The 25,462-nt window shown below is 69.7% G+C and carries 28 protein-coding genes and 2 pseudogenes; 18 read left to right on the top strand and 12 right to left on the bottom strand.

From position 1 onward, the window contains the following. The first annotated feature begins 47 nt into the window (after positions 1–47). Positions 48–761 carry a FadR/GntR family transcriptional regulator gene (locus tag AQJ91_RS04685; RefSeq protein ID WP_067016645.1) on the top strand — a complete coding sequence of 238 codons (714 nt, stop codon included), beginning with the start codon at positions 48–50 and terminating at the stop codon, positions 759–761. A 61-nt stretch (positions 762–822) separates the two neighbouring features. Here the strand turns inward: AQJ91_RS04685 and AQJ91_RS04680 are convergent, their stop codons facing one another. Continuing rightward, positions 823–1,749, bottom strand: coding sequence for a hypothetical protein (locus tag AQJ91_RS04680; protein ID WP_067016643.1), 927 nt, complete (start codon positions 1,747–1,749; stop codon positions 823–825). After that, positions 1,746–2,297 (bottom strand): SigE family RNA polymerase sigma factor, encoded by a 552-nt coding sequence (locus AQJ91_RS04675; protein ID WP_067016641.1) that lies wholly within the window; start codon positions 2,295–2,297, stop codon positions 1,746–1,748. The genes AQJ91_RS04680 and AQJ91_RS04675 overlap by 4 nt, the downstream gene beginning before the upstream one ends. Before the next feature lie 81 nt (positions 2,298–2,378). Here AQJ91_RS04675 and AQJ91_RS04670 point away from each other — a divergent pair, with 81 nt between their 5' ends. Then, positions 2,379–2,819 (top strand): protein-tyrosine phosphatase family protein, encoded by a 441-nt coding sequence (locus AQJ91_RS04670; RefSeq protein WP_067016639.1) that lies wholly within the window; start codon positions 2,379–2,381, stop codon positions 2,817–2,819. Here AQJ91_RS04670 and bla read toward each other — a convergent pair. Beyond that, positions 2,812–3,699: a class A beta-lactamase gene (bla, locus tag AQJ91_RS04665; protein WP_067016637.1), complete on the bottom strand. Its 888-nt coding sequence runs from the start codon at positions 3,697–3,699 to the stop codon at positions 2,812–2,814. The genes AQJ91_RS04670 and bla overlap by 8 nt on opposite strands. A gap of 253 nt (positions 3,700–3,952) precedes the next feature. On the opposite strand from bla, the pseudogene AQJ91_RS55180 reads away from it, so the two are divergent. Beyond that, a pseudogene (locus tag AQJ91_RS55180) lies at positions 3,953–4,072 on the top strand (abortive phage infection protein); the annotation flags it as partial. Here the strand turns inward: AQJ91_RS55180 and AQJ91_RS04660 are convergent. Together AQJ91_RS04660 and AQJ91_RS04655 are read right to left on the bottom strand one after the other, a co-directional pair. Further along, positions 4,060–5,541: an alpha/beta hydrolase gene (locus AQJ91_RS04660; protein ID WP_067016635.1), complete on the bottom strand. Its 1,482-nt coding sequence runs from the start codon at positions 5,539–5,541 to the stop codon at positions 4,060–4,062. The pseudogene AQJ91_RS55180 and the gene AQJ91_RS04660 overlap by 13 nt on opposite strands. A gap of 104 nt (positions 5,542–5,645) precedes the next feature. Next, entirely contained in the window at positions 5,646–6,164 is a 519-nt protein-coding gene (locus tag AQJ91_RS04655) for a GNAT family N-acetyltransferase (protein WP_067016633.1), read from the bottom strand. 262 nt (positions 6,165–6,426) lie between these two features. Between AQJ91_RS04655 and AQJ91_RS04650 the strand changes: the two genes are divergently transcribed. From AQJ91_RS04650 to AQJ91_RS04620, 7 genes are all read left to right on the top strand, one after another. Beyond that, the gene (locus tag AQJ91_RS04650) at positions 6,427–7,239 is read left to right on the top strand and encodes an SCO2525 family SAM-dependent methyltransferase (RefSeq protein ID WP_067016631.1); all 813 of its coding nucleotides are present in this window, start codon (positions 6,427–6,429) and stop codon (positions 7,237–7,239) included. Between the two features lie 115 nt (positions 7,240–7,354). Then, positions 7,355–9,205 (top strand): SCO2524 family protein, encoded by a 1,851-nt coding sequence (locus tag AQJ91_RS04645; RefSeq protein WP_067016629.1) that lies wholly within the window; start codon positions 7,355–7,357, stop codon positions 9,203–9,205. A 4-nt stretch (positions 9,206–9,209) separates the two neighbouring features. Next, positions 9,210–10,127, top strand: coding sequence for an SCO2523 family variant P-loop protein (locus tag AQJ91_RS04640; RefSeq protein ID WP_067016627.1), 918 nt, complete (start codon positions 9,210–9,212; stop codon positions 10,125–10,127). Then, positions 10,124–11,107 (top strand): SCO2522 family protein, encoded by a 984-nt coding sequence (locus AQJ91_RS04635; protein WP_067016626.1) that lies wholly within the window; start codon positions 10,124–10,126, stop codon positions 11,105–11,107. Before AQJ91_RS04640 ends, AQJ91_RS04635 begins: the two co-directional genes overlap by 4 nt. 1 nt (position 11,108) lies before the next feature. Beyond that, positions 11,109–12,080: an SCO2521 family protein gene (locus AQJ91_RS04630; protein ID WP_067016624.1), complete on the top strand. Its 972-nt coding sequence runs from the start codon at positions 11,109–11,111 to the stop codon at positions 12,078–12,080. Positions 12,081–12,166: 86 nt separating this feature from the next. Then, positions 12,167–13,153 (top strand): hypothetical protein, encoded by a 987-nt coding sequence (locus tag AQJ91_RS04625; RefSeq protein WP_234381805.1) that lies wholly within the window; start codon positions 12,167–12,169, stop codon positions 13,151–13,153. A 111-nt stretch (positions 13,154–13,264) separates the two neighbouring features. Next, complete coding sequence (locus AQJ91_RS04620) at positions 13,265–15,874, top strand: type 1 periplasmic-binding domain-containing protein (protein ID WP_067016620.1); 2,610 nt, start codon at positions 13,265–13,267, stop codon at positions 15,872–15,874. Between the two features lie 42 nt (positions 15,875–15,916). Here AQJ91_RS04620 and AQJ91_RS58100 read toward each other — a convergent pair. Then, positions 15,917–16,114, bottom strand: a pseudogene (locus AQJ91_RS58100) (M15 family metallopeptidase); the annotation flags it as partial. 698 nt (positions 16,115–16,812) lie between these two features. On the opposite strand from AQJ91_RS58100, the gene AQJ91_RS04615 reads away from it, so the two are divergent. Beyond that, complete coding sequence (locus AQJ91_RS04615) at positions 16,813–16,998, top strand: DUF1737 domain-containing protein (protein WP_067016618.1); 186 nt, start codon at positions 16,813–16,815, stop codon at positions 16,996–16,998. A 479-nt stretch (positions 16,999–17,477) separates the two neighbouring features. On the opposite strand, the gene AQJ91_RS04610 is transcribed toward AQJ91_RS04615, so the two are convergent. Continuing rightward, positions 17,478–17,687, bottom strand: a complete 210-nt coding sequence (locus tag AQJ91_RS04610; RefSeq protein ID WP_067016616.1) for a DUF397 domain-containing protein — start codon at positions 17,685–17,687, stop codon at positions 17,478–17,480. Beyond that, complete coding sequence (locus AQJ91_RS04605) at positions 17,669–18,502, bottom strand: helix-turn-helix domain-containing protein (RefSeq protein ID WP_067016613.1); 834 nt, start codon at positions 18,500–18,502, stop codon at positions 17,669–17,671. The genes AQJ91_RS04610 and AQJ91_RS04605 overlap by 19 nt, the downstream gene beginning before the upstream one ends. Positions 18,503–18,617: 115 nt before the next feature. On the opposite strand from AQJ91_RS04605, the gene AQJ91_RS48745 reads away from it, so the two are divergent. The 7 genes from AQJ91_RS48745 (at position 18,618) to AQJ91_RS04585 (ending at position 22,138) form a co-directional block, all read left to right on the top strand. Next, positions 18,618–18,824: a hypothetical protein gene (locus AQJ91_RS48745; RefSeq protein ID WP_079084711.1), complete on the top strand. Its 207-nt coding sequence runs from the start codon at positions 18,618–18,620 to the stop codon at positions 18,822–18,824. Further along, positions 18,821–19,036 (top strand): hypothetical protein, encoded by a 216-nt coding sequence (locus AQJ91_RS55170; RefSeq protein ID WP_079084669.1) that lies wholly within the window; start codon positions 18,821–18,823, stop codon positions 19,034–19,036. The genes AQJ91_RS48745 and AQJ91_RS55170 overlap by 4 nt, the downstream gene beginning before the upstream one ends. A 35-nt stretch (positions 19,037–19,071) precedes the next feature. Further along, the gene (locus tag AQJ91_RS04600) at positions 19,072–19,734 is read left to right on the top strand and encodes a DUF1266 domain-containing protein (protein ID WP_067016610.1); all 663 of its coding nucleotides are present in this window, start codon (positions 19,072–19,074) and stop codon (positions 19,732–19,734) included. A 30-nt stretch (positions 19,735–19,764) separates the two neighbouring features. Then, positions 19,765–19,896 carry a recombination protein O N-terminal domain-containing protein gene (locus tag AQJ91_RS55165; RefSeq protein ID WP_234381803.1) on the top strand — a complete coding sequence of 44 codons (132 nt, stop codon included), beginning with the start codon at positions 19,765–19,767 and terminating at the stop codon, positions 19,894–19,896. Then, positions 19,893–20,645: a DNA repair protein RecO gene (gene recO, locus AQJ91_RS04595; protein ID WP_067016607.1), complete on the top strand. Its 753-nt coding sequence runs from the start codon at positions 19,893–19,895 to the stop codon at positions 20,643–20,645. Before AQJ91_RS55165 ends, recO begins: the two co-directional genes overlap by 4 nt. Before the next feature lie 49 nt (positions 20,646–20,694). Continuing rightward, positions 20,695–21,528: an isoprenyl transferase gene (locus AQJ91_RS04590; protein WP_067016605.1), complete on the top strand. Its 834-nt coding sequence runs from the start codon at positions 20,695–20,697 to the stop codon at positions 21,526–21,528. Between the two features lie 70 nt (positions 21,529–21,598). Further along, on the top strand, positions 21,599–22,138 hold the full coding sequence (locus tag AQJ91_RS04585) for a hypothetical protein (protein ID WP_067016603.1): 540 nt from the start codon (positions 21,599–21,601) through the stop codon (positions 22,136–22,138). A gap of 129 nt (positions 22,139–22,267) precedes the next feature. On the opposite strand, the gene AQJ91_RS04580 is transcribed toward AQJ91_RS04585, so the two are convergent. Genes AQJ91_RS04580 through AQJ91_RS04565 form a run of 4 tightly spaced genes read right to left on the bottom strand, consistent with a single transcriptional unit; the run spans position 22,268 to position 25,384 of the window. Beyond that, positions 22,268–22,678: a Fur family transcriptional regulator gene (locus AQJ91_RS04580; RefSeq protein ID WP_067016601.1), complete on the bottom strand. Its 411-nt coding sequence runs from the start codon at positions 22,676–22,678 to the stop codon at positions 22,268–22,270. Positions 22,679–22,737: 59 nt separating this feature from the next. Further along, complete coding sequence (locus AQJ91_RS04575; RefSeq protein ID WP_067016599.1) at positions 22,738–23,640, bottom strand: metal ABC transporter permease; 903 nt, start codon at positions 23,638–23,640, stop codon at positions 22,738–22,740. Then, positions 23,640–24,407, bottom strand: a complete 768-nt coding sequence (locus AQJ91_RS04570) for a metal ABC transporter ATP-binding protein (protein WP_067016597.1) — start codon at positions 24,405–24,407, stop codon at positions 23,640–23,642. Before AQJ91_RS04570 ends, AQJ91_RS04575 begins: the two co-directional genes overlap by 1 nt. Before the next feature lie 17 nt (positions 24,408–24,424). Continuing rightward, complete coding sequence (locus tag AQJ91_RS04565; RefSeq protein ID WP_067016595.1) at positions 24,425–25,384, bottom strand: metal ABC transporter substrate-binding protein; 960 nt, start codon at positions 25,382–25,384, stop codon at positions 24,425–24,427. Positions 25,385–25,462: the final 78 nt, after the last annotated feature.

The raw sequence follows: 25,462 nt of genomic DNA, 5'->3' as shown, positions 1-25,462 counted from the left end.
CCCGCATCGGGGCAGACGTGGGATGTGGGACCTCCGGTGCGCGTACGATGCGGCGCATGTCCGGGGAGCCCAGGAACAGTCGGATCCAGCGCGAGGTCATGCAGCTGATCCTCGACCGCAGGCTCCAGACGGGTGCGCCCCTGCCCACCGAGGCGGAGCTCATGGAGGACCTCGGCGTCAGCCGCAACTCCGTCCGCGAGGCCCTCAAGGCGCTCCAGGCCCTCGACATCGTGGAGATCCGGCACGGCTACGGCACCTATGTCGGCCAGGCCTCACTGACCCCGCTCGTCGACGGGCTGACCTTCCGGACGCTGGTCCAGCTGCACGACGACACCGGCGCGCTGGCCGAGATACTGCAGATCCGCGAGGTCCTGGAGGAGGGCCTGATCCGCCGGGTCGCGGCGACGCTCACCGAGGCGGAGCTGGACCGGCTGGAGGCGGTGGTCGTCCGCATGGAGGCGGTGGGCGAGGGCGGGCGGCCCTTCCCGGAACTCGACCGGGAGTTCCACGAGCTGCTCTACGCCTCGCTCGGCAACGCCCTCGTCCCGCAGCTGCTCGGCGCCTTCTGGACGGTCTTCCGGCGCGTCTCCGGCGCCCGCGGCTGGACCGACGACCCGGCACCCGAGGTCACCGTCCGCCGCCACCGCGACATCGTCACCGCACTGCGCGCCCGCGACGTCGAGGGCGCGCAGCGCGCGATGGCCGTCCACTTCCGCGGCATCGAGGCGCGCGCGGCGCAGGAGTCCCGCGGGGTGGGGTGAGGGGTGCTACGGGCGGGGGTGCCGTCCCCTGTGCGGCGCCCCCGCCCGGCCGGGAGTGCTGTTACGGAAGGGTCTTCTCGTAGTACTTGTCGTCGTCCGAGTCGTAGACCAGCTTGCCGTCGGCGTCATAGCCCTTGATGCGCGGCGCCAGCGTGACCTGTTGGTTCAGCACGCCGGACGCCACGAACCAGCCGTGGTCCAGGGCGGCTTCACTGCTGGAGTCGCCGTAGGAGACGGTCACCTTGGCGACCGACGGCTCGACCGAGCCGATGACCCCCCAGCGGAACGGCAGCTTCCAGTTGCCCCGGTCGAGGAACGACTGCTGGTAGAGCTTGCCGCCGTTGATGTCGGCGAAGACCGGGCCGACATCGGGCGGACCGGCGTCGCCGCCACCGGAGTTGATGCCCTGGGCCTCGCCGTCCGCGATCCGGCAGATCACCCGGAACAGCTCGGGCCCGTCCTTCACCGCGACCACGAACATGCCGTCGCCGGGCGCGTTCGAGTCGCCGGTGCTGTTCATCGCCAGGATGATCCGGAAGTCGGCGGCCGTCCCCGCGTCGGGGCGGCCGTAGCCCTTGGGGCCCGACCGGTCGTACTCCAGGCACTTCTCCAGCCCGTCCGCGGCCTGCGCGAAGGTGATCCCGTCGAGGAGCTGGCCGTCGGTGGCCGGCCGCGCGGGACCCGAAGGGGTCGGGGACGGCGTCGGGGACTGCGGGGCGCTGACCGTCGGCGTGGGTGTCGTCGCCGTGCTCCCGGCCTTACCGCCCCCGCCCAGCGCGTACGCCCCGACCGGCATCGCCGCCAGCGTCACCAGCACCGCACCGGCCGCGGCCACCCGGCGCCGCCGCTCCACCACACCCCGGCGGCGGATCGCCGGATACGGCACCGGCGGCGGGCTGAACGTGTACGCGTCCTCGGAGAGCAGGTCACGCAGCCGCTCCTCGAAGTCCCGCTCGGTGCCGCCCTCTTGCCGCTGCTCGTCGTTCACCTGGTACCTCCCTGCCCGGACGCCGCCGCCCGGCTGTGCTCAGGTCCGCCCATGACCTGCGTCAGCCCCGGATATGTACGCAACTTCGCCAGCCCCTTGGACGCCTGGCTCTTGACCGTGCCGGTGGAGCAGCCGAGCATCTCGGCGACCTCCACCTCGGACAGGTCCTCCCAGTAGCGCATGACGACCACCGCCCGCTGTCCGGGCGGCAGCTGGGCCAGCGCGCCGAGCAGGGCGCCGCGCTCCTCCACCCCCGAGTACGCCTCGTCGCGCCCCGCCCGCTCCGGCGGCGCCGCGGTCAGTGACTCCGTGACGCGCCGCTTGCGGAACCGGTCGCTGTTGCAGCTGACGAGCATCCGACGGACGTACGCCTCCGGACTGTCGGCCCGCGACACCCGCCGCCAGGACCGGTACGCCTTCGCCAGCGCCGTCTGCGCCAGGTCCTCGGCGTGGTGCGCGTCGCCGGTGAGCAGATAGGCGGTCCGCACGAGGTGGGACCACCGCGCCCTGACGAATTCCTGGAACTGGGCCTCTTGTTCGGCCTGCATCAAGCACCCTCCCTCGCCCTCCAGACCACCACCGAGGCGGAATCGGTTGCCCAGGACGCGGGGCCAGGTTCGAATGGGCTCGTGGAGCGTAGCGAGGGGCACTGGGACGAGCGGGCCGCCGGGGTACTCCGGCTGCCCTCGGGGCGACTGGTACGGGGGCGTGGCCTGCGACGCCCCCTGCAACCGGGCGCGACATCTCCGTCGTACGGCCTCTACCTCCTCGGCAGTAAGCCCCCCGAGGTCCCCTGGGAGTCCCGCTGGATCCGCTGGCCCGACTTCCGCCTCCCGGCCGACCGCGCGGCCGCCCGGGCGGTGCTCGCGGAGACCTGGGAGCGGGCCGCTGTCGAGCGGGTCGAGGTCGCGTGCGGTGGCGGGCGGGGCCGTACGGGGACGGCGCTGGCCTGTCTGGCGGTGCTGGACGGTGTACCGCCCGAGGAGGCCGTGGCCTACGTCCGCCGCCACTACGACCGGCACGCGGTGGAGACGCCGTGGCAGCGGCGGTACGTACGCCGGTTCAGCTGAGGGCGTCCGCGAGCACCGCGGCCGTCTCCGCGACCAGGGCGTCGTCCCAGGCCGCGTCCTGGTCGGGCCTGGTGGACAGCACGGCGAGAACGAGCGGGGTGCCGGTGTCGGTCCAGGTGACGCCGACGTCGTTGGCGGTGCCGTAGGAACCCGAGCCCGTCTTGTCCGCGAGCGTCCAGGACGTGGGCAGGCCCGCGCGGAAGCGTCTGCCGCTGGTCGTGTTGTTCAGCAGCCAGTGGGTGAGCAGGTCGCGGTCGTGGCGGGGCAGGGCGTCGCCGAGGACCAGACGGCCGTAGGTGCGGGCGATCGCGTACGGGCTCGTCGTGTCCGTGATCCGCCACGGTTCGGCCGAGTTGAGCTCCGTCTCCCAGCGGTCCAGACGGGTCACCGGGTCGCCGAGGGAGCGGGCGAAGCGGGTGATGGCGGTGGGGCCGCCGAGTTCGCGCAGCAGGAGGTTGGCGGCGCCGTTGTCGCTGTAGGTGATGGCGACCTCGCAGAGCTCGGCGACGGTCATGCCGTCGGCCAGGTGCTTCCGGGTCTGGTCGGAGCCGTTCTCCGGAAGGTCGGCCTCCGTGTAGTGGATGCGGTGGGACAGGAACTCGCCGTGCCGGTCCAGGTCGCGCAGGACGACCGCGGATGCCAGCGTCTTGAACACCGAGCACATCGGGAAGAGCTCGTCGGCGCGGTGCCGGACGGTCCGCCGCGTGGCGGCGTTGTACGCGAACACGCCCAGGCGGGCGCTGTGTTGTGCCTCCAGCTCGCGCAGGCGGGCGGCGGCCCCGCGGTCACCGTCGCTGGTGGTGGCGTGTGCGGGGGTGGTCGCGAGCAGCGTGGCCGCGGTGGCGGCGGTGCCGGTCGCGAGGAACGCGCGTCGGTTCATGGAGGACTTTGCGGTCCTGGCGGAGCCTAAGATCTTGCTCTCCTTCGCTCGTGGGCCGTTGACGATCTCTTCAGTGATCGACGTCCTGCGTCATTCCTTGGTTGCGGTGCCGTAGACCATCGGCGGACGGCGGTACGGGCCCGCGCTCGCCACAGTGGCCGGATGGAGACAACCAAGGGCATCAACCGGGCGCTGTTCCTGGCCGGAGACGGCGGTCGTCGGGTGGCGGGGGCCGCCCGGATGAGCGCCGACCAAGGCGATCAAGGACCGCCCCGACGACCCGCGTTCCGACTGGCACTGGGAGCCGAAGGAGGCCTTCCACGCCCTGGCGCGGAGGTACGCCAGGGCGTGCCGGACCGGTCAGTCGCAGTAGGTGTCCCGGGCGGGGCGCTGTCCGGTGGCCAGGAAGCGGGAGACGGTGGCGTCGCCGCAGGCGTTGCCGTTGTCCAGGTAGGCGCCGTGGCCCGTGGAGTTCACGGTGACCATGACGGCACGCCGGCCGAGCGCCTCGCGCAGCTTCAGGGCGCCGCTCAGCGGGGTGGCCACGTCGCGTTCGTTCTGTATGAGCAGGACGTTGGACGGGCCGCGGTCGGTGATCCGCACCGGCGGCTCCTTCGGCGTCCACGGCCAGGCGGCGCACACCATCGCGTTCCTCGGCATGCCGGCCGTCAGCGGGTACTTCGCCCGGCTCTCGTCGACGTCCTTCTGGTAGGCGGCGGCCGACTTCGGCCAGGCGGCGTCGTTGCAGATGGTGGCGGCGCTGATCGCGGTGACGTTCTGCAGAACCGCCTTCGGCGGGGCCGGGGGAGCGGGCGGCACGGTGCCCTTCCGTGCGGCCAGGATCAGCTTGGCGAGGGTCGGGTACTTGCGGGGGTCGTAGAGGGTGTCCAGCATGACCTGGCGCAGCTCGTTGCCGTTCAGCTCCGGCGGGTTGGCGCCCGGCCAGGGGATCGGCTCGCGGTCGAGGCGGGCGGCGAGACGGAGGAAGAGGGGGCGCACCTCGGCGGCCGTGCCGGCGATCCGGTCCGGGTTGCCGGGCGCGGAGGCCCACTTGGCGAACTCCGGGAAGTTGTCCTCGACGCCCACCTCGAACGCGGCGAGCCAGGCGCGCTCCACCTTGACCGGGTCGGGGTTGTCATTGCTGTCCAGCACCCAGCGGTCGGTGCGGTGCGGGAACAGCTGGGCGTAGATGGCGCCCACATAGGTGCCGTACGAGGTGCCCCATGCGGACACCTTGTGCTCGCCGAGTGCCGCGCGGATGCGGTCCAGGTCGCGGGCGTTGTTGGCGCTGTTGATGTGGCGCATCAGCTCGTCGCCGTTGCGGGCGCAGGTGTCCGACACGCGCTGGGCGGTGGCCATGTTCCCGGCGACTGAGCCGTCCGCGGCGGGATAGGGGAGCAGCTTCGTCCGGGCCAGGTCGCCGGGCTCGAGATCGCAGCTGACGGAGGTGGACGGCGCCATCCCGCGCGGGGCGAACCCGATCAGGTCGTAGGCGTCCCGCACCTCCTGGGGCAGCTTCTCCCCTTCGACGGACGGGTGGCTGAGGCTGTCGCCGCCGGGCCCGCCGGGGATCATCAGCAGGGCGCCGCGGCGGGCGGACGGCTTCTCGCTGGGCACGCGGGAGATGGCGATGTCGATCTTCCGGCCGCCCGGATCGGCGTGGTCCATCGGTACGGAGACGGTCGCGCACCGCTGCCGGGGATCGAGCCCGCTGCCCTCGCACTTGGTCCATTTCAGCGACTTGGGAGCGTCGGCGGCGGACGCGGTGAGCGGCGTGACGAGCCCGAAGACGACTCCGGAGGCGGCGGCGATCAGGGCGGCGCTTTTCGTGATCTGCTTCATGCGCAGCAGCCTGCCGGAACCTCACGGAGCGTCACATCCGGGTAACAGCCCTAAATTCCCGGGGGTTTACCCCAGCACCATGCCTCGGGGTCCCCTGATCCTTCTCACAACGCAAGCGTCATAACCAGCCGATCCTCCCCCTCCCCGAAGTAGTCCTTCCGCACCTGGTCCTCCGACGAAAAGCCCAGCGACCGGTACAGCATGATCGCCGCGGCGTTCGTCGGTTCCACCGTCAGGCGCACTTCCCGCACCCCCTCCGCGCGCAGCCGCCGCAGCACCTCCAGCATCAGGCGGCGGCCCAGGCCCCGGCCGCGCTGGTCGGGGGAGACCGCGAGGCTCATCACCCAGCTGGTGTAGTGGTCCGAGGTGGTCACGAAAAGGACGTAGCCGTGCAGGGTGTCTCCGTCGTCCAGGACCAGGAGGCGGTCCGCGTGGAGGTCGAAGAACTGGCGCAGGACGAAGTAGGGGTAGGGCTCCTCGGGGAAGACCTCGCGGTCGACCCGGACCAGTTCCGGCAGGTCGGATTCCTCGGCGGCTCTCATCGTCAACGGCCGGTCGGCACGGTCGGCGTAGTACGCCTGGCCGGTGCGGCCACTGAAACGTTCCTCCGGACAAGCCGTCATGCGGCGCCCCCTGCGGGATGGAGTCAAGTGTGCGTTGCCACTCGTACGGGTGGTACGGGCGAGACGCGTGCTGTCTGCCTTTCGGGTGTGTTCGGCAGAGTTCCGACCATCTTGAGCGGGACAATCCGGCCGTTCAAGGCCGGAACAGGTCGCGGGAATCATTCGCCGCGATGCGCCCCCCGTGCGCCCCGTGGCCGTAATTGTTCTGTCACATCAGCGCAAGGGGGATCCACCGTGCCCCTGGCGTTGGTACCGTTGATGAATGACCTTCAGATCGCCGGGGGACGCCCAGCTCAATGCGGATGTGCCATGGTCCGCATTCGATCCGATCGCCTACGTTGATCACAATTACAGTGCTCTGCAGGCGGAGGATGCGGAGATTCTGCACATCGTACGGGATCATTTCGGCGATCATTTCAGTGAGCCCTCCCGCGAGCAGCCCCCCGGACCGGTGCCGGGCATCGACGTGGGTGCCGGTGCCAATCTCTATCCCGCGCTCGCCATGCTGCCGTGGTGCGACGAGATCACGCTCTTCGAGCGGTCCTCGAGCAACGTGGAGTACCTGCGCGGCCAGGTCGGCGCCTACGGGAAGAACTGGGACCCGTTCTGGGACGAGCTGTGCGAGAACGAGGGGTACAGCCGGCTCGGCATGGCCCCGCGCGAGCGGTTCGCCAAAGTCGTCCGGGTCGAGCAGGGCAACATCTTCGACCTGGCGCGGCACGAGGGACGCTGGTCCGTGGGGACCATGTTCTTCGTCGCCGAGTCGATGACCTCCTCCCACCAGGAGTTCACCCGGGGCGTCGAGTGCTTCATGCGCGCCCTCGCCCCCGACGCCGCCTTCGCCGCCGCCTTCATGGAACATTCCCAGGGGTATGAGGTGGGCGGGCGTTTCTTCCCCGCCTGCGATGTGGGAGATTCCGACGTGTACGCGAGTCTCGAGCCGTTCGCGAGTGACCTCAAGGTGGAACGGCTGAAATCCTCGGCGGCGGTGCGCGACGGGTATTCGGGAATGATCCTCGCCTACGGCCGCCGTAATTCGGATCCGGGGATTCCGGGCCGTCCGAGTGGTCTGTGAAACTTCCCGGAACCGGAAATCTGCACAACAGAACAGCTTCACAACAGAACAGCTTCACAACAGAACAGGGGGATTCCCCAAGTGACGGCAGTGCGGCCTGTGTGAGGGGCATGGGATGCAGATCAAGCCACGCCAACATCTGTTGGACATCTGGCAGGCGATCGCCCGCCAGTCCTTCGACACGGGAGAGTGGGACTGGGGCACCTGGGGCGGCGAGAGCAGCGTCGCCGACGCGGAGCGGCTGCTCTGCCTGCTGTATCCGGCCACGGAGATCCAGGCGTTCCGGCTGGACGACCCGGACACCACCCAGGACGACGTCCAGCAGGCGATGAGGAAGGCCGGCGGACGACTGGAGCTCCCGGCCAACCTCGTCCAGGCCGCCGCCGAGTTCATGCGTACGCACACAGGCGCCGACAAGGGACCCTCCTTCGCGGGCGGTTACTACTTCGGGTCCCGTGACCCGGACACGGCCGTCACCGAGGAGCAGCGCCAGTTAGGTGTGGTCGACTCGTACTCGATGTCGGTCACCCTCTGCCTGGCCACGCTCGGCTTTCTCAAGGTCTACGAGTCCAAGACCCGGCGCGGCGACATCCAGGAGACGATCGCCGAACTGCGCGCCGCCACCAGCAACCGGCTCACCGCCGCCATGGTGAGCCTGCTGCGCTCCTTCACCGTCAACGTCTTCGACACCGACTCCTCCCAGGGCCGCACCCTCACCGAACTCCTCGGCCAGGGACGGGCCTCGCAGCGACAGGTGCTGGCCAAGTTCCAGAACCGCTTCCGTCCGCTGCGCGCCGCGATCATCGAGAGCCTGGTCCTCGGTATCGACGTCGAGGAAGGGCTCAAGGACGAGAACCAACTCTTCGAGTGCGGCTGGGCATGGAGCCTCGTGAAGGACGCGCCCGAGGTCGAGACCAGCGAACCCGTCGGACCGCAGCCCGAAGGCGTCGCCAACGCGGTGCCGTACCTGTACTTCACCGTGGTCGCCCTCGACGGCATCCAGGACCTGTTCTCCGACCGCACCCTCACCCTCGGCCTGCTCAACACCGAACAGCAGAAGCTCGCCGAGGCGCTCCGACTGCGCTGGGAGCTGACCCAGCAGTACTGGTCCGGCATCGCCCGCTTCGACAGCGACCGCTGGCCCCTGGAGGACATCCCCTGGCGTACGACGGGACAGAAACTGGAGTCCGAGTACTTCTCCCTGTCCGTCGCCGCCATCCTCGTCCACGACCTGATGCGGCGCCGAGCCACGGACGACGACCTGACCCGCACCGTCGGCGTCATGGAACGCCTCGCCGAACGCGGCCGCATCACCAGCCGGATGACGCGCGACGACCCCGTGGTCCACGAACTGCACAACATGGGCGTCGCCCTGCCGTTGCAGGGCAGCGAGCGGATCGGCCCGCCCCTGACGTGGTCCATGACCGACTTCTCGGCGCAGTTGCTGAAGCGGACCGTCCAGCTGTGCACCCTGTCCCGCAACCTCGCCTCGCACGACCGGCTGCTCAGACTCGCCGAGGACATCTTCGACCACATGTGGCGGCGCCGCATCCGGGACGGCGAGGGTGTCGGCCTGTGGGACAACGTCCACGCCGTCTACCCCGAGGCGGACATCCGCAAGCGCCGGGTGCCGGTGTCCTGGAGCATCACCGAGCGGGTCACCGAGGTGATGGTGCAGGCCCACCAGATGTACCGGCAGCCACCGATCCGCAGCCTCGAACTCTCCGAACTGGCCACCGCGTTGCTCAGTGAGTCCGCCCACCTCCTGGGCAACGAACAGATGGAACCCGCGCCCACGGACGACGGCCGGCACGGCATGCAGCTCAGGAACATCGAGGTCAAGTTGCGCCGCGCCCGCAGCCTCGTGGACGAACAGCCGGGTACGGCCTACGCGTTGACACTCGACGTGCTGGGACAGCTCGACGCGCTCGCCCGGGCCCGCGACGCCGCGGACCGGGGAGTGTGACACGGTGCTGATCTTCGCCGCCTCCGACAAGGGAGGCACGGGCCGCTCCGTGACCAGCGCCAACCTGGCCTACCACCGGGCGCTGGCCGGGGACGACGTCTGCTATCTGGACTTCGACTTCGGCTCACCCACCGCGACCGCCGTCTTCGACGTGCCCGACGCCCGCCAGGCCGCCGAGGACCGCGGTCTGCACGCCTACCTTATCGGCGAGGTCAGCGAACCCGTCCGGGTCGACGTCTGGGCGGACACCGAGCACCACGTGCTGCGCAACCGGCCGTCCGGATCCGGCCGGCTGGTGCTGATGCCGGGCGACCTCAGCGGCGGCGAGTTCGCCACCACCGACGACAACCTGCACCGCTGCGTGGACCTGCTGCTGCGGCTCAACAGCGAGTTCGACGTGATCGTCGTCGACCTCAGCGCCGGCCGCAGCTACGCCGTCGACATGGTCCTGGAGGCCACCTCGCAGCGCGAGCTGAGCGGCGTCGACGCCCGCTGGCTGGTCTTCCACCGCTGGACCCGCCAGCATGTGGCGGCCGCCGCCGGACTGGTCTACGGCAAGCGCGGCATCGTCGCCGGCGGCGTCGCCCGCGGCCACGACGAGGACACACTGCGCGGCGCCATCCGCTTCGTACGGGCCGCCGTACCCGACCCCGAATCGGCGCTGTGGTCACAGGTGTCGGCCACCCAGTCGGCGTGGATGCGGGCCTGCGACCGGGACCTCAAGCAGCTCGCCTCCACCCTCGGCATCGGCTACAGCCAGGTCCTCGGCTCCGTCCCCCTCGAACCCGTCCTGCAGTGGCGCGAGCAGCTCATCACCGACGAGGACGTCCTCGACAGCCAGATCGCCACCATGGAGACCTGGCGGGCGCTGAGCGACCTCGCGGGCCGGCTCACCGACGACAAGTACTGGGAGCAGGCGTGAGAGACACCGTGTTCCGGGAGACCACCGCCGAGCCCCGCACCCAGTCCGTGCCGCTGTCCCACCTCTCCCTGGAGCTGGGCCACCTCTACATGGAGGACTTCGAGGCGGGCCCCGGACGGCTGCGCGAACACTTCGCCGAGGTACGGATCTGGGTGGACGCCGCCCGCGCCTCCGCCGCCCGCCGCACCGGCGGCAAACGCCCCCGCATCAGTACCTGTTTCCTCATCGACGACTACTTCACCCGCTTCTCCACCCCCGCCGAACTCGTGCCCGTCGTCCTCGCGGAGGCCGAGAAGGCCGGCCTGGTCATCGACTACCTGGCCCGCGAGTCCGGCTGCGCGGTCGCCGACCGGATCGAGCTCGCCGAGTCCGTCATGCACCGTCTCGTCGAGTCGCCGCCGCCCGGCAGCTACGGCTCCCGCCCGCCCGTCAGCCAGACCGGCTGGCTCGCCAACGGGCAGCGTACGCCCGCCACCCGGAGCGCCCTGTCCGACGCCAAGGCCTGGGTGCCGCCCCAGGAGACGGCGGCCCGCAACCACTCCGTGTTCATGGACGCCGAGCTGTGGTCCGAGAAGGACGGCCGGCGCCTGTGGTCCTGCCCCTTCCTGGCCGCCGTATGGCAACTGGCCCGCCTCGGCCTCCTACGCCACCTCGGCGAACCCGTGCTCACCCCACGCCCCTGGGACGGCGCCGGCTTCCCGCCCGACTGGGACCGCCTGCCACCCCTGCTCCAGCTCAACCCCGCAGCAACCCCCTTCAGCGCCTACCGCACCTGCACCCTCATGCCGAACCGCTTCCTCGCCGTCGAGGACGCCGTCCGCCTCATCCTCGACCAGGTGGACGTCGACTCCGGAGCCCTCAAGCAGGTCGCCGAACGCTCCGCCCGCGAAGGCGCCGAGGTCCCGGCCGCGGTCGCCCAGCGCGCCACCTACGTCTTCTACGAGGAGCCCACCAACTCCTTGACGACCGAGGGGACTTGAGATGACGACGGCCTCCGGACAGTCGGCGCGTCCCGTCCTCGCCTGCGGTGAGGTGCGCACCTGTCTGCTGCCGTCCTTCCAGCCCCTGGACGGCCGGGCCGCCGCCCAACTCCTGCGGCTGCGCGCCGACGAACAGGTCCGGGTCTCCGAACGCCCCAATCTCTACGCCCTTTCCCCCGAGGTCCTCACCGGCATCGACTGCCGCCTGCCCACCTCCAACGGCGCCAAGGTCCGCGCCGTCGGCACGGTCGCCGCCCGCGCCGCACTCACCGAGGGCCGCGTCCTCCAGGCCACCGCCCACTTCAGCGCCCCCGCCGCCGGACCCGACCTGCGCCGCCCCTGGGGCGACTACCTGGTCCGGCCGGGCCTGGTCGAGTCGTTCGGCAAGCTCCCCGAACAGGCGGCGGCGGAAGGCGCGTTGCGTGGCGGCGGACGCGGCGAACTGGACCTCGGGATGATCGCCGAGGGGCTGCTCGCGCAACTCCTGCGCCACCCCCTCCTCGACCACAAGGCGCCCTTCAAGTCCCGCCGCACACACCTGCGTTGGGCGGCGCGACGGGTCCCGCCGGGCGAGGCGCCCTCCCTGGAACGGTTCACGCTGGCCGAGGACGGACTGCGGACCGTGGAGTTGAAGGTGCCGGAGGATACTCCGACCGCGGCCGTCGCGGGACTGTGTGAGGACCTGGCACTGCACGACTGGCTTTTGACGACCGTTGTGCACATGCTGGACAACAGTCGGCTCGGCGCGGCCGACGGCCCGTCGGCCGTACTTGCACTGCGTCCGGCCGTCGATCACCTGCTGCATCTGTGGATGCCGCGCGCACACGTGGACCGCACGCTGGGTCATCTGTGGGACGTACTGGAACGGGAACCGGGGTTCACGCGCCAGTGGCGGAACCTGGTCCAGCGTATCCGCGACCAACTGGCCGTCCAGGCCATACCGCTGCTGCACCAGGCACTCAGCACACGCTGAGGAGCGACAGCACCACCACATACCCGACGGGGGAACAAACCGAAATGAGCGGAGCGACAACAGGCACAACAGGCACAACAGGGGACGTGCGGACCGTACCGGCACCGGCACCGCCGCAGCCGCGCCCGAACGGACAGCTGCGCATATCGAAACTGTTCCGCAAGACACTGGTCTCGGCGTTGGTCGCGGGCGGCAGCCTCCTGCTGACCAGCGTCCTGAACGAGGACGACAACGACCTGTGGCAGTGGACCGTCTCCATCGTCCTCGGCTGCGCGGCACTGATCGTGCAGTACCTCATCGAGTTCAGTGAGCGGCTGGAGGACATGGAGGCGGGCCAGAAGCGGCGCATCCGCGAGATGCGGGACAGCCTCACCACCCACCACCTGGAGATGCGGCAGGCCGTCGACGAGAGCTTCGCCAAGATCAACGCCGCGACCGAGCTGTTCAGCAAGGTGGACCGTTCGGTGCTCCGCTCCGACGGGGTGACCCGGCTGGCCCAGAAGTACACCCAGGTCGGCGAGCACGGCTCGGCCATCGTGAAGACCTTCGCGCAGGAGGAACTGGCCCGTCTCGCCCAGCTGATGGAGAGCCTCAGCAACGGCAGCGCGGACTGCGCCGGCGAGAACCACGAGTGGCTGATGGACCTCACCACCTGCGCCAAGCGCACGCTCTACGCCACCAGCACCACCATCGACCGCGACTTCTGGACCAGCGAGCCCGCCAAGCGCTACCTCGCCGTCCAGGCCGACGCGATCAAGAACCGGGGCGTGGAGATCCGCCGCCTGTTCCTCGTGGAGACCCTCGACGAGGTCACCCCGAGCCTGGAACTGCTCTGCGAGAGGCAGCGCACGTTCGGTATCGACGCGCGTATAGCGGTCCAGTCGGAGCTGCAGCCCAACGCCCAGGTGACCCCGCTGAACGACTTCATCATCTTCGACGGCGAGCTGTGCTACGAGACCGAGCCGGACGTCCGGGTCGTCCCCGCCAAGACCACGCTGAAGATGACCCGCGAGCACGTCCAGGAACGCATCAACCGCTTCACCGTGCTGTGGGAGGCGACGGCGGCGGGCTGAACCGGGCGCTCGATATGTGCATTCCGTGAATTGGCGACTTCTGTCGGGCACGGAACTGTAGGTTCCCCGAACAATTGAGGTAAGCGCATTCTCTCGGGGAGCAGGAGCGATATGGCGCCCAGATGGTCGGGGGAGGCCGGCGTCCTTGCGGAGTCGGTCGCCGAACTGGTCGGAGCCGGGACGTGGTGGGGTCGGCGCAGCGCGCGGGGGCAGCGGCCCGTGCCCGTGGTGGTGGAACTGCGGGGCGGCGCCACCGCGGACGCCGAGGACCTGATGAAACGCTTCACCGCGTACCAGACCAAACTGCCCGTCAACAATCCCGGCGCCCTCGCGGACGACGTGCGCGGGGCCGCCTCCGTGGCCGAACTGCTGGACGACGTGGCCCGCTGGTACAGCTTCCCCGGCATGTGCAAACGCCGGAGGCCCCTGCGGTTCCGCCGGTTCCGGATGACGCAGCAGGCGTACCGGATGTGGCGGCAGCCCGGTGGCGTCGGCGCGGAGGAGGTCCAGCAGCTCCAGGAGCGCTGCGAGCAGGCCGCGTACGCCGAACGGGGCGGTCTGCTCGTCGAGTTGAACCGGCTGAGGGGACAGGCCGTCGCGAAGAAACTGCACGCGGCGGCCACCCTGTACGGCACCGGGGCCTTCCTCGCCGCCCTGACCCTCGTACCGCTCTTCGAGTGGGTGGTCCGGTATGTCTGGGTGCACAGGCCCGCGCGCCAATGGTTCCAGGAGAAGACCCGAACCCCCACGCCGCAGGCGATGTACTTCGCCCTGTGCCAGGTGCGCAACGACACCGAGGACGTGTGGAACCAGTGGCTGACCGACGCGTTCCTCGCGGACATCGACGCCTACTACCACCAGGGACGCCGGTGGAACCGGTCGCGGATGCCGCTGCTGCTCATCCCGCACGCGGAACCGGGCACGCCCGGCGGTGACCTGCTGCGGCACCTGCGCGGCGATCAGGCCGGCGGCAAGGCGGTACCCCGCAGGAGCGGGCCCGTGGTGGTGGCCCACACCGGTGAGGGGATAGCCGAGAAGGTCGTGATCCGGGACGGCGTGCTCGCGGAGGTGCTGACGGGCAACAGGGCCTTCCGGCTGCCCGATCCGCCGCCGGCGGTCGGTACGACGCCGCCCGTGCTGCGCTTCGTTCCCGGAGGACCGGTCACCAGCGTGCTCTCCGTAGCGCTGGCCGGGTTGATGACGTTCGCTCTCGTGTTGTTCGTTCCCGGCATAAGAGACAGCCTGGCCTGCGGTCAGGGCGTGACCCTGGACCCGGACCTCGTCCTGCGTGACGGCCAGTGCGTCGGCGTCACCGACGGCGGCTCGGGCGGTGAGTTCCTGCCCGAACTCACCAAGGTCGCCCGGCAGATCAAGGACGAGAACGAGGCCGCGGAGCAGTCGGGGAAGTACGTGACCGTGGCGTTCATGGTGCCGATGACGCCGGCCGACCCGGCCGAGACCGAGCAGGTGCTGAACGAGGTCAAGGGGGCCTATCTCGCGCAGTGGGAGGCCAACCACGACGAGAGACATCGCGAGCAGCGGCCGAGCATCCGGCTCGTGCTGGCCAACCCCGGCCGGGAGTACGAGCACTGGGAGGAGGTGACGAACCGGCTCATCGACATGATGAAGGACCCAAAGGAGAAGCTGCGTGCCGTCACCGGCTTCAATCTCAGCGTCGATGACACCTTCCTCGCTTTGTCCGCACTCACCAAGGCGCAGGTCCCCGTGGTCGGTGGGCCCCTCACCGCCGACGACATGGGAAACACGCGCTTCGAAGACGGCCGGCAGCGCTATCCCGGCATGGCGCGCATCGTCCCCACCAACTCGGAACAGGCGAATGCGCTGATCAATCACAACAGCAGGACACCGAAGGACGACTCCGTCCTTGTGGTGGACACCCGGCCCGGCGACCAGTACAACAAGTCGCTCGCCGACGCGTTCCGGAAAGCCGTGCCGTCGGCGACCAAGGACCGGGAGTTCACCTCGCCGGGACAGAACGAACTGGGGGACGTCGCCAACGACTTCCGGGACATGGTGGACCTCCTGTGCGACCAGGGGGCGACCAACATCTACTTCGCGGGCAGGCCCCTCCATCTGCGCAGCTTCCTGCACCAGTTGGCGGTGAACCCCTGCGGCTCCCGCAACTACAAGGTCATCACCGGGTCCGGTGCCTCGACGGTCTCCTCGCAGCTCAGCGACGCGGACTGGGAGGAACTCGGCCGCACCGACGCCGCGAGGAACCGCAGGATCACGGTGCAGTACTCGGCCGCGGGACACCCCGAGGAGTGGAAGGAGGGCGGCCTGACCGGCGCCGCGCAGAAGTACTACGCGCCGTCCGGGAAGGAGATGGCCGTCCTGGAGGGCCTCAACGACGAACTCGCCACGCGCATGGGCGGCGGTGTCGACTGGCCGGACTCCCGGGCCATGACCGCCCACGACTCGGTGTACCTCGCCATGTCCGCGATCAAGCGGGCCTACCGGTCCGACGTCGGTGGGAGCCCCAGCCCTCAGGACGTCGCCAAGCAGTGGCCTCTGATCTACGGAGACCGCGCTGTCGCGGGCGCCACCGGCGTGGTCTGTCTCGACAACAACAGCAACCCCTACAACAAGGCGGTTGCCATCGTCTCCCTCGACCCCGCGGCCAAGAGCGTTCACTTCGATGCCCTGGCCTGGCCGGACAGCAAACCGTCCACGTCCTGCTCGGGCCCCAACCAGAACTGACGCGCCGCTCCTACGCTTCAGCGCCCCGCAGCGGTCGCCGTACGACCAGTGCCACCACTCCGTCGGGTAGTTGACGAGGCCCGCCGTGCCGAGCGCGGCGGCGAGGGTGCGACGGTTGGTGCGGGCCGCGTCGCTTCGCGTCGGCTGCGCCGACGGCCCTGCGGGCCACCCTTGACGGGTCTTCGAAGTTAGGCGGTGCGGCTCTTTGCAGGTGCCTGCCGCTGTGGCCTTCGCCAGCAAGGACGTGACACTTCAGCGCCGGGTGTCACATCCTCGCGAGTCACCGCTCCGCGCCAGCGCTTCCCGCGCACCGCTTAAATTCGAAGACCCCCCTTGACTCAGGCCGCTCCAGCGCGGGTGAGAAGCGAGCGGGCGGCCGGGGAGAGCGGGTGGCCGAGGCAAGTTGGCGGCTGCTGTTGGGTGTGGGGTGGGCCGGGGTTGGCGGTGCGCGGTCGCGTCTCGCCTGCACGCCGGGCGGGCTTGGCGGCTTGCGGCCGGTGGTGGGGTGGGGGTGCGCCGGGATGGCTCAGCGGCTGACGGCTCGTGGGTAGGCGCGTCGGCCGATCCGCGCACGCCGGGTCGGCTTGGCGGCTTGTGGTGAGTGGGAGTGGAGGGCGCGTGGTGATCGGGGTACGCCGGGTGCGACCGGCGCTGTTTTGGTGACCGGCTGCGTTCGTGAGCGGGCGCGAGCAGTCCAGTCGCGACGTAATTGGAGGATTTGTGTCATGCCGGGTCTGGAAAGGCCCTGGTCGGAGGGCCCTGTGGTGACCCAAATCCTCCAATTGCTTCTGAGGTGGGATGGGTGAGGTGGTTGGGGCGGGCAGTGGTCGCTCTCGCCGCCCAGCCCACCCCTCAGTCGGCCTCCGGTCGACGAACCGCCGAGCGCGACATGCTGGCCCGGCGGCTCGGTTGGCGGGGAGCCTGAGATCCTTTTCCTCATGAGCACACCACCAGACGGATTGCCCATCTACCGAGTCTTGACCGGCCCGGACGAGCCCGCGTTCTGCCAGCGTGTGAGCGAAGCGATCGGCCTTGGCTACGAACTGCACGAAGGCCCCGCCATCACCTTCAACGGTGAGAACGTCATCATCGCCCAGGCGTTGGTCTGGCCAGCACTGCCATAGCCCGTCTTGGGAGCAACGGTGGTCGTGATCGGCCCGTGACGTGAGAAGGGCCTTACGGGTTGGGTGAGTTGTGAGGCTTACCTTGTTGCCATCCTGCCCTGTCTGGCGTCTCCCGCGCACGCGGGTAGGCGACACGCCCCACTCGCCCGCCGCGAGCCGCCAGCTCACCCGGTGTGCCCGTGCGGGGCTATCGCGCCCCACCCACCGACTCTTCGCCGCCAAGCCCACCCGACGTGCCGGCGAGGCGAGACCGCGCCCCCTCCGCCGGGCACCTCATGACCAACCGATGGGGTCGACTTGCCTCGGTCACCCGCCTTTCCGGGCCGCTCGCTCGCTTCTCACCCGTGCTGGAGCGGCCCGAGTCAAGGGTGGCCCGCAGGGCCATCGCCGAAGGCGACGCGCAGCGCCCTTTACTCGGGCCGTGGAAGCACGACACTGGCGAAGAAGCGGGCGGCCCCGACGGTACGGATGAACTCCGTTCAGGTGGCCGAGGTGTGGGTGAAGGTGACGAAGGCGGTCCAGGCCGAGGCCGGGAAGATGAGGACAGGGCTGTCGGCGGCGAGCTTGCTGTCGCGGACGGGTATGACGCCGGGGACTCCGTCGGCGACCTCGATGCACTCTTCCCCGCCGTCGCCGCCGCTGTGGCTGCTCTTGCGCCAGCGGGCGTTGCTCAGGTCGTACTCGCGCATCGTCTGTAGTCCTCTGCTGCCGACTCGAGCAGGGCCAGGGACGCCTCCGGCGACAACGCGGCGGCCCTGATGAGATCGTATGACTCCTGGATCCGCCTCACCACCGTCGGTTCGTCCAGCAGACTCCCCGAACGCATCCCTTCTGTATAGACGGTTGGCGGAGCGTCCTCGAACTTCATGAGCATCATCATCTTGCCCATCTCCGGGTGAGCCCCAGCCGCGAACGGAAGCACCTGCACCAGCACCTTGCGCTCCCGCATCAGAGCCGCGATGTGATCCAGTTGGCGCGTCATGACCCCCGCATCGCCGACCGGGATGCGCAGGGCCGTCTCGTGGAGGACCGCCCAATACACGGGCCGTGTAGCGTCCTTGAGGATCCGCGCCCGATAGATGCGTCCCCTGACCAGTTCCTCGATGTACTCGTCGGTGGCGAGCGGATTGCTCGCCAGGAACACCGCCCGAGCGTATTGCGGCGTCTGGAGAAGCCCCGGGACCACCGTCGGCGCGAACTGCAGGATCTCCGTCGCCAACCGCTCCAGCTCCACCGCGTGCGCGAAGTACTCCGTATACGGCTGCTCCTTGATGAGCTTTCGCCAAAGCCGTTCGAAAAAACCAGCGGTTTGTAGCACCTCGTCAATCCGCTGCGCCACATCCAACTGAGGTTTCCGAATGGTCTGTTCGAATTGGCCGATATGCCCACCGGAAACGAAGACACGGTCCCCCAGTTGCACCTGAGTGAGCCCCGCCTCCTCCCGCCACCGCTTCAGCTCAGCCCCGAAGAACTCCCACGCCGCCTGCCGTGAACCATTGGCCATGGATCAACTCCTTTGCGCTGCCCCACACTTGTAGAGCACAGACTCCTGCCGAGTCTAGGCGCAACAAGTCACCATGGAGATGTGAAGAGTGAAACCCAAATAGGAGGGGATCGTGGTGAAGGCACAGCACTCGGCGCTCTGCGTCGAAGAAGCGGAGGAAGCAGTGAAGGAATTGCGGGCTGCACTGGTGCAGGCCGGAATTAAGCTCCCGACACTCCGGCTGGACCCGGCGAGTCTCGCGCGGGAAGCCCCTTGCCCGCTCGTCGAATTGGGCCGGTGTTCCGTGGAAGTCGTGCGGCACCTCACGGCGGTGCTGCGGTGAAGCCGCCCATCGGGTCGTACGTCGTGGACACCTGTAACGGAAGGATGGGCATCGTGATGGGGCATGAGGGACCGTACGTTCAGCTCAGACCGTACGGAGGGGGGAAGGAATGGGACGCCGAACCGGGTGCCGTACGCAGGGCCACCCAGACCGAGCGGCTGAGCGCGGCGACGGCGTACGCCAACGCACGCAGCCGGGGAGAGGTCCCTTGACCACCTGACGTCGGCCCTGAGTAGGGTGCGGGCGCATGGGTTTGTGGAGCAGCGCAGGGAGATGGAGACGGCCGCGGGCCGCCCGCCGGTACCCGGTCCCGCTCACGGCGCACCAGCTGTGGATGGTGTCGCTGAGCGCCCCGGTGAGCCGGGACCGGAGCGCCTCGCGGACGACCCTGTACCCGTTCACGCGGATCGACGACGAGGCAGCCCGGCGCTGGCTGGCCGACCAGTGGGACATCGCCTCGCGCGACGCCCTGGTCGGCCGTCTCGACGAGCTGTCCCGCAGTGGCTACCGGGCGCGGGCGTACCGGCTCACCGGCGTCTCGCCGCTCGCCTGGGACGCCGCGCTGTACGTCGACATCTCCCGTCGGGGTTTCGCGTGCGGGCTGCTCAGCGAGGCGGAGGCATGGACGGCGCTGAAGAACATCGTGCCGGCGGTGGCGGGGACGTACGGGTCCTGGCGGGAGTACGCCGATCACTATCTGCTGGGGCGGAAGGTGTGGCGGGGGGATCTCCGGGCGACCCAGGCCACCCAAGGGAGCCAGGGCAGCCAGGGCAGCCCGGACGGCGGGTTTCCCGCCCCGCAGGCCCTCGCCGACGCGCATCTGCGGTCGCTGCTCGACCCGGCGAATCGATCCAGCCCGTGGAACCTCGCGCCCTGGGACGCCATACGCGTTCCCGACCGGGCGCGCTGAGCCCGTGCGCGCGTACGGGAGAATGGGTCCATGAGTCTGTTCCGCGACGACGGCATCGTGCTGCGCACCCAGAAGCTGGGTGAGGCGGACCGGATCATGCTGTGCTCTCCCGGGGGGCGACCCCCGTACCCCCGGCAGGAAACCCGCGGTGGTGCGCGATGAGTCTCTTCCGGGACGACGGCATCGTCTTGCGGACCCAGAAACTCGGTGAGGCGGACCGGATCATCACGCTGCTCACGCGCGGTCACGGCCGGGTACGGGCCGTCGCCCGCGGTGTACGGCGCACCAAGTCCAAGTTCGGGGCGCGCCTCGAACCCTTCTCCCACGTCGACGTGCAGTTCTTCGCGCGGGGGAGCGAGCTGATCGGGCGCGGGCTGCCGCTGTGCACGCAGAGCGAGACCATCGCGCCGTACGGCAGTGGGATCGTGACCGATTACTCGCGGTATACCGCCGGGACGGCCATGCTGGAGACGGCGGAGCGGTTCACGGATCATGAGGGCGAGCCGGCCGTGCAGCAGTACCTGCTGCTCGTGGGCGCCCTGCGCACCCTCGCCAACGGGGAGCACGCGCCGCACCTCGTCCTCGACGCCTTCCTGCTGCGCTCCCTCGCCGTCAACGGCTACGCGCCCACCTTCAGCGACTGCGCGAGGTGCGGGATGCCGGGGCCGAACCGGTTCTTCTCGGTGGCCTCCGGCGGCTCCGTCTGCGTCGACTGCCGGGTGGCCGGCAGCGTCGTACCCTCGCCGCAGACCCTGGAGCTGCTCGGTGCGCTGCTTACGGGAGACTGGGAGACCGCGGACGCGTGCGAGGCACGGTACGTCCGGGAGGGGAGCGGGCTGGTGTCCGCCTACCTGCACTGGCATCTGGAGCGCGGGCTGCGCTCACTTCGGTACGTGGAAAAGCAAGCGTAGACAGCAAGCGTAGAAAGCTCGCGCGGACAGCAAGGGAGACGAGAAGCACATGGTCGTACGCGGGATTCTGGGGCGGCAGCGCCGGGAGTACAAGGCGCCGGAGCCGCACCCGTCCGGGGCCCGCGCACCGAAGCTCCCCGGGGAACTGGTCCCCAAGCATGTGGCGATCGTCATGGACGGGAACGGCCGCTGGGCCAAGGAGCGGGGGCTGCCGCGCACGGAGGGGCACAAGGTGGGCGCCGAGTGCGTGCTGGACGTGCTCCAGGGCGGGGTCGAGATCGGGGTCGGCGCGATCTCCCTGTACGCCTTCTCCACGGAGAACTGGAAGCGGTCGCCCGACGAGGTGCGCTTCCTCATGAACTTCAACCGCGACTTCATCCGCAAGACCCGTGACCAGTTGGACGAGCTGGGGATCCGGGTGCGCTGGGTGGGCCGGATGCCCAAGCTGTGGAAGTCGGTGGCGAAGGAGCTCCAGGTCGCCCAGGAGCAGACGAAGGACAACGACCGCCTCACGCTCTACTTCTGCATGAACTACGGCGGCCGCGCGGAGATCGCCGACGCGGCGCAGGCGCTGGCGGAGGACGTGCGGGCGGGCCGGCTCGACCCGTCGAAGGTGAACGAGAAGACGTTCGCGAAGTACCTCTACTACCCCGACATGCCGGACGTCGACCTGTTCCTTCGCCCGAGCGGCGAGCAGCGCACGTCCAACTACCTTCTCTGGCAGAGCGCCTACGCCGAGATGGTCTTCCAGGACGTCCTGTGGCCGGACTTCGACCGCCGTGACCTGTGGCGCGCCTGCGTGGAGTTCGCGTCGCGCGACCGGCGCTTCGGCGGGGCGATCCCGAACGAGGAGCTGCTGGCCATGGAGGGCAGGCAGGAGTAGGCCCACGGGTCGCTTGTCGGATCCCTGCGGCTACGATCACGGCTCGTCACCGAAGGACCGAGGAGGGGCCGTGATCGAGGAGCAGACCGCTGAGCCGCGGGAGGACCAGGTCGTGCTGGAGTACGAGCACCAGCACGCCGACCTGGTGGAAGGCCTCAGGACCCTCGTACGCACGCGAGGGGTGGCCGCTCTTGTCTACCGACCGGCCTTTCTCGCCGTCTTCGGACTTCTGGGCCTGGGTCTCCTGGTCCTGGATGTGAGCCACCCTGAGAACTTTCTCCTGCCGGGGCTGATGTTCGTGGGGTGCGCGGTGCTCCTGTACTTCGCGCCGCACTTCACCGCCCGCACGACACTGAAGGCGCAGCAGCACCAGGGCCTGGTCCGCGTGACGGTGAACGCCGAGGGAATACGGGCCACGGGCGCTCACGCCGATGTGCACCAGACCTGGGGGAACTTCGGCAGCTACGCCGAGTCCGACCGCGTCTTCGTCCTGCGCAGCCCCGACCGGGGAGGACGGTGCGCGATGGTGCTCGTCAAGCGCGGGGCGGCCCAACCGGCCGACCTCGACCGGCTGCGCACGATGCTCGACCGCCACCTGCACCACGTGTGACCGCCCGGGCTGACTTACTCAGCCCGTCCGGCGTTTGAAGGACGAGGCCCGTTCAGGGCCGAAGCGGGGGGGGCTGGGGGCGGCAGCCCCCAGGGACGCGAACCCCCACTCACCCGCACGGAATCCGGCTCAACGCGCCGCGCACTCCGCGCACGTGCCGAAGATCTCCACCGTGTGTGCCACGTTCACGTACCCGTGTTCCGCCGCGATGGCCTCCGCCCACTTCTCCACCGCCGGGCCCTCGACCTCGACGGCCTTGCCGCAGACGCGGCAGACGAGGTGGTGGTGGTGTTCGCCGGTCGAGCAGCGGCGGTAGACGGACTCGCCGTCGGAGGTGCGCAGCACGTCGACCTCGCCGGCGTCGGCGAGGGACTGCAGGGTGCGGTACACCGTGGTCAGCCCGACCGAGTCGCCCTTGTGCTTCAGCATGTCGTGCAGTTCCTGCGCACTGCGGAACTCGTCGACCTCGTCCAGGGCCGCCGCCACGGCGGCCCGCTGCCGGGTCGCGCGGCCCTTGACGGGCGGTCCAGCGGTCGTCACCGGTTGCCTCCTCACGTCTGCACTTGCCGGGCCATTGTGCCAGCCCTGCCTGTGCGCGGTCAGACGGCGACCTTGCCGCCGCCCTCCCGGGTGGCCGGAATCGTGCATTCCGCGGGGTCCCCGGCGGGCTGCGCCGCGGCCAGTGCCCGCGCGCGGCGGCGGGCCAGCGGGGTCGCCAGCGCCGTCAGCACGATGAACGCCGCGATGGTCAGCAGCACGATCGTCGCGCCGGGCGGCACGTCCTGGTAGTACGAGGTGACCGTACCGCCGATCGTCACCGAGACGCCGATGGCCACCGCGATCGCGAACGTGGCCGCGAAGCTGCGGGTCATCTGCTGCGCCGCCGCCACGGGTACGACCATGAGCGCCGAGACCAGGAGCAGGCCGACCACGCGCATCGCGACCGTCACCGTCACCGCGGCCGTGATCGCCGTCAGCAGGTTCAGCGCGCGCACCGGCAGGCCGGTGACCCGGGCGAACTCCTCGTCCTGGCTGACCGCGAACAGCTGGCGGCGCAGACCGAGGGTGACCAGCACCACGAAGGTCGCGAGGATGATGATCGCCGTGACGTCCGACTCGCTCACCGTCGACAGCGACCCGAACAGGTACGACGTCAGGTTGGCGTTCGAGCCCGTCGGCGCGAGGTTGATGAACATCACGCCGCCGGCCATACCGCCGTAGAAGAGCATCGCGAGGGCGATGTCGCCGCGGGTGCGGCCGAACCAGCGGATCAGTTCCATGAGCACGGCGCCGAGGACCGACACGAGCGTCGCCATCCACACCGGCGACCAGGACAGCAGGAAGCCGAGGCCGACGCCCGTCATCGCCACATGGCCGATGCCGTCGCCCATCAGGGCCTGGCGGCGCTGGACGAGGTAGATGCCGACGGCGGGGGCGGTGATGCCGACCAGGACGGCAGCGAGCAGGGCCCGCTGCATGAAGGCGTAGTCGAGGAATTCCATCAGCTCAGCAGTCCCGTGCGGATCGGTTCGGCGCCCGCCGGTGCGTGCGGGTGTACGTGGTCGTGGCCGGGCAGCGCGTGCTGGCCGAGGGCCTTGGGCGGCGGACCGTCGTGCGTCACGCAGCCGTCGCGCAGCACGACGGCCCGGTTGATCAGCGGCTCCAGGGGGCCCAGTTCGTGCAGGACGAGCAGGACCGTCGTACCGGCCGCGACCTGCTCGCGGAGCGTCTCGGCCAGCACCTCCTGGCTGGCCAGGTCGACGCCCGCCATCGGCTCGTCCATGATCAGCAGCTCGGGTTCGGAGGCGAGCGCGCGGGCGATCAGGACGCGTTGGTGCTGGCCGCCGGACAGCGCGTTGACGGAGTCCTTCGCGCGGTCCGTCATGCCGACGAGCTCCAGGGCCCGGCGTACGGCCGCGTGGTCCGCCTTGCGGAGCATGCCGAAGCGGGCACGGGACAGGCGCCCGGAGGACACGATCTCGGTCACCGTCGCCGGCACACCGCCCGCGGCCGTGGTGCGCTGCGGGACGTAGCCCACCCGCGCCCAGTCGCGGAACCGGGCCCGCGGGGTGCCGAACAACTCGACCTCGCCGTCGCTCACCGGGACCTGGCCGATGACGCTGCGCACGGCCGTCGACTTGCCGGAGCCGTTCGCGCCGAGCAGCGCGACGACCTCACCGTGGCGCACGGTGAGGTCGATGCCGCGCAGGACGGGGCGCGAGCCCAGCTCGGCGCGTACGCCGCGCAGCGATATGACGGGCTCGCCCATGACGTCCTCCGTAACGATCACTTGGTTCCCAGGGCGCTCTGCAGCGCCTTGAGGTTGGACTCCATGACCTGCAAGTAGTTGTCGCCCTTGGACTTCTCGGTGATGCCCTCGAGCGGGTCGAGGACGTCCGTCTTGAGGCCCGCGTCACTGGCGAGGGTCTTCGCGGTCTTGTCGGAGACAAGAGTTTCATAGAAGACCGTGGTGACGCCGTCGGCCTTGGCCTCCTCCTGGAGCTCCTTGATCCGGGCCGGGCTGGGCTCGCTCTCCGGGTCGAGGCCGGAGATGGCCTCCTGGGTCAGGCCGTAGCGCTCGGCGAGGTAGCCGAAGGCGGCGTGGTTGGTGAAGAAGACCCTGGACTTGGTGTTCTTCAGGCCGTCCGTGAACTGGGTGTTGAGGTCGTCGAGCTTCTTGACCAGCGCGTCCGTGTTCTTCTTGTAGTCGGCCGCGTTGTCCGGGTCCGCCTTCTCGAAGGCCGCTCCGACGCCCTTGGCGACCTCGGCGTACTTCACCGGGTCGAGCCAGATGTGCGGGTCCAGGGCGTGCTCCTCCTCCTCGGAGTTCGCCTCCTCGCCCTCGTGCCCGTGCTCGTCGACGTCGCCGTGGTCCTCGAGCTTGGTGAGGGTGGCCGCGTCGATCTTGGTCTTGACGCCGGACTGCGTGACCGCCTCGTCGACGGCCGGCTGGAGGGACTTGAGGTAGAGCACCGCGTCGGACTCCTGGAGCTGCGCGGTCTGCTTGGCGCTGATCTCCAGGTCGTGCGGCTCCTGGCCGGGCTTGGTGAGGCTGGTGACCTTCACATGGTCAGCGCCGATCTGCTCGGCGAGGAAGGCCATCGGGTAGAACGACGCGACGACGTCGAACTTGTCCGAGTTGCCTGCGGCCGCGCTGTCGGAGGAGCAGGCGGAGAGGGCACCGAGACCGAGAGCGGTGGCCGCCGCGATGGCGATCTTGGATATGTGCTGTCGTCGTACGTTCATGAAAGCCATTTTCAACAAATATGGAAACCGTTGTCAACAAGGCCTTGGTAACGGACCGATTTGGTTGAGGGGGAGGCC

Origin of the sequence: Streptomyces dysideae (assembly GCF_001514305.1) — a bacterium.
GTDB classification, from domain to species: Bacteria; Actinomycetota; Actinomycetes; order Streptomycetales; family Streptomycetaceae; genus Streptomyces; species Streptomyces dysideae.
This window is presented reverse-complemented; position numbering and strand designations above follow the sequence as displayed.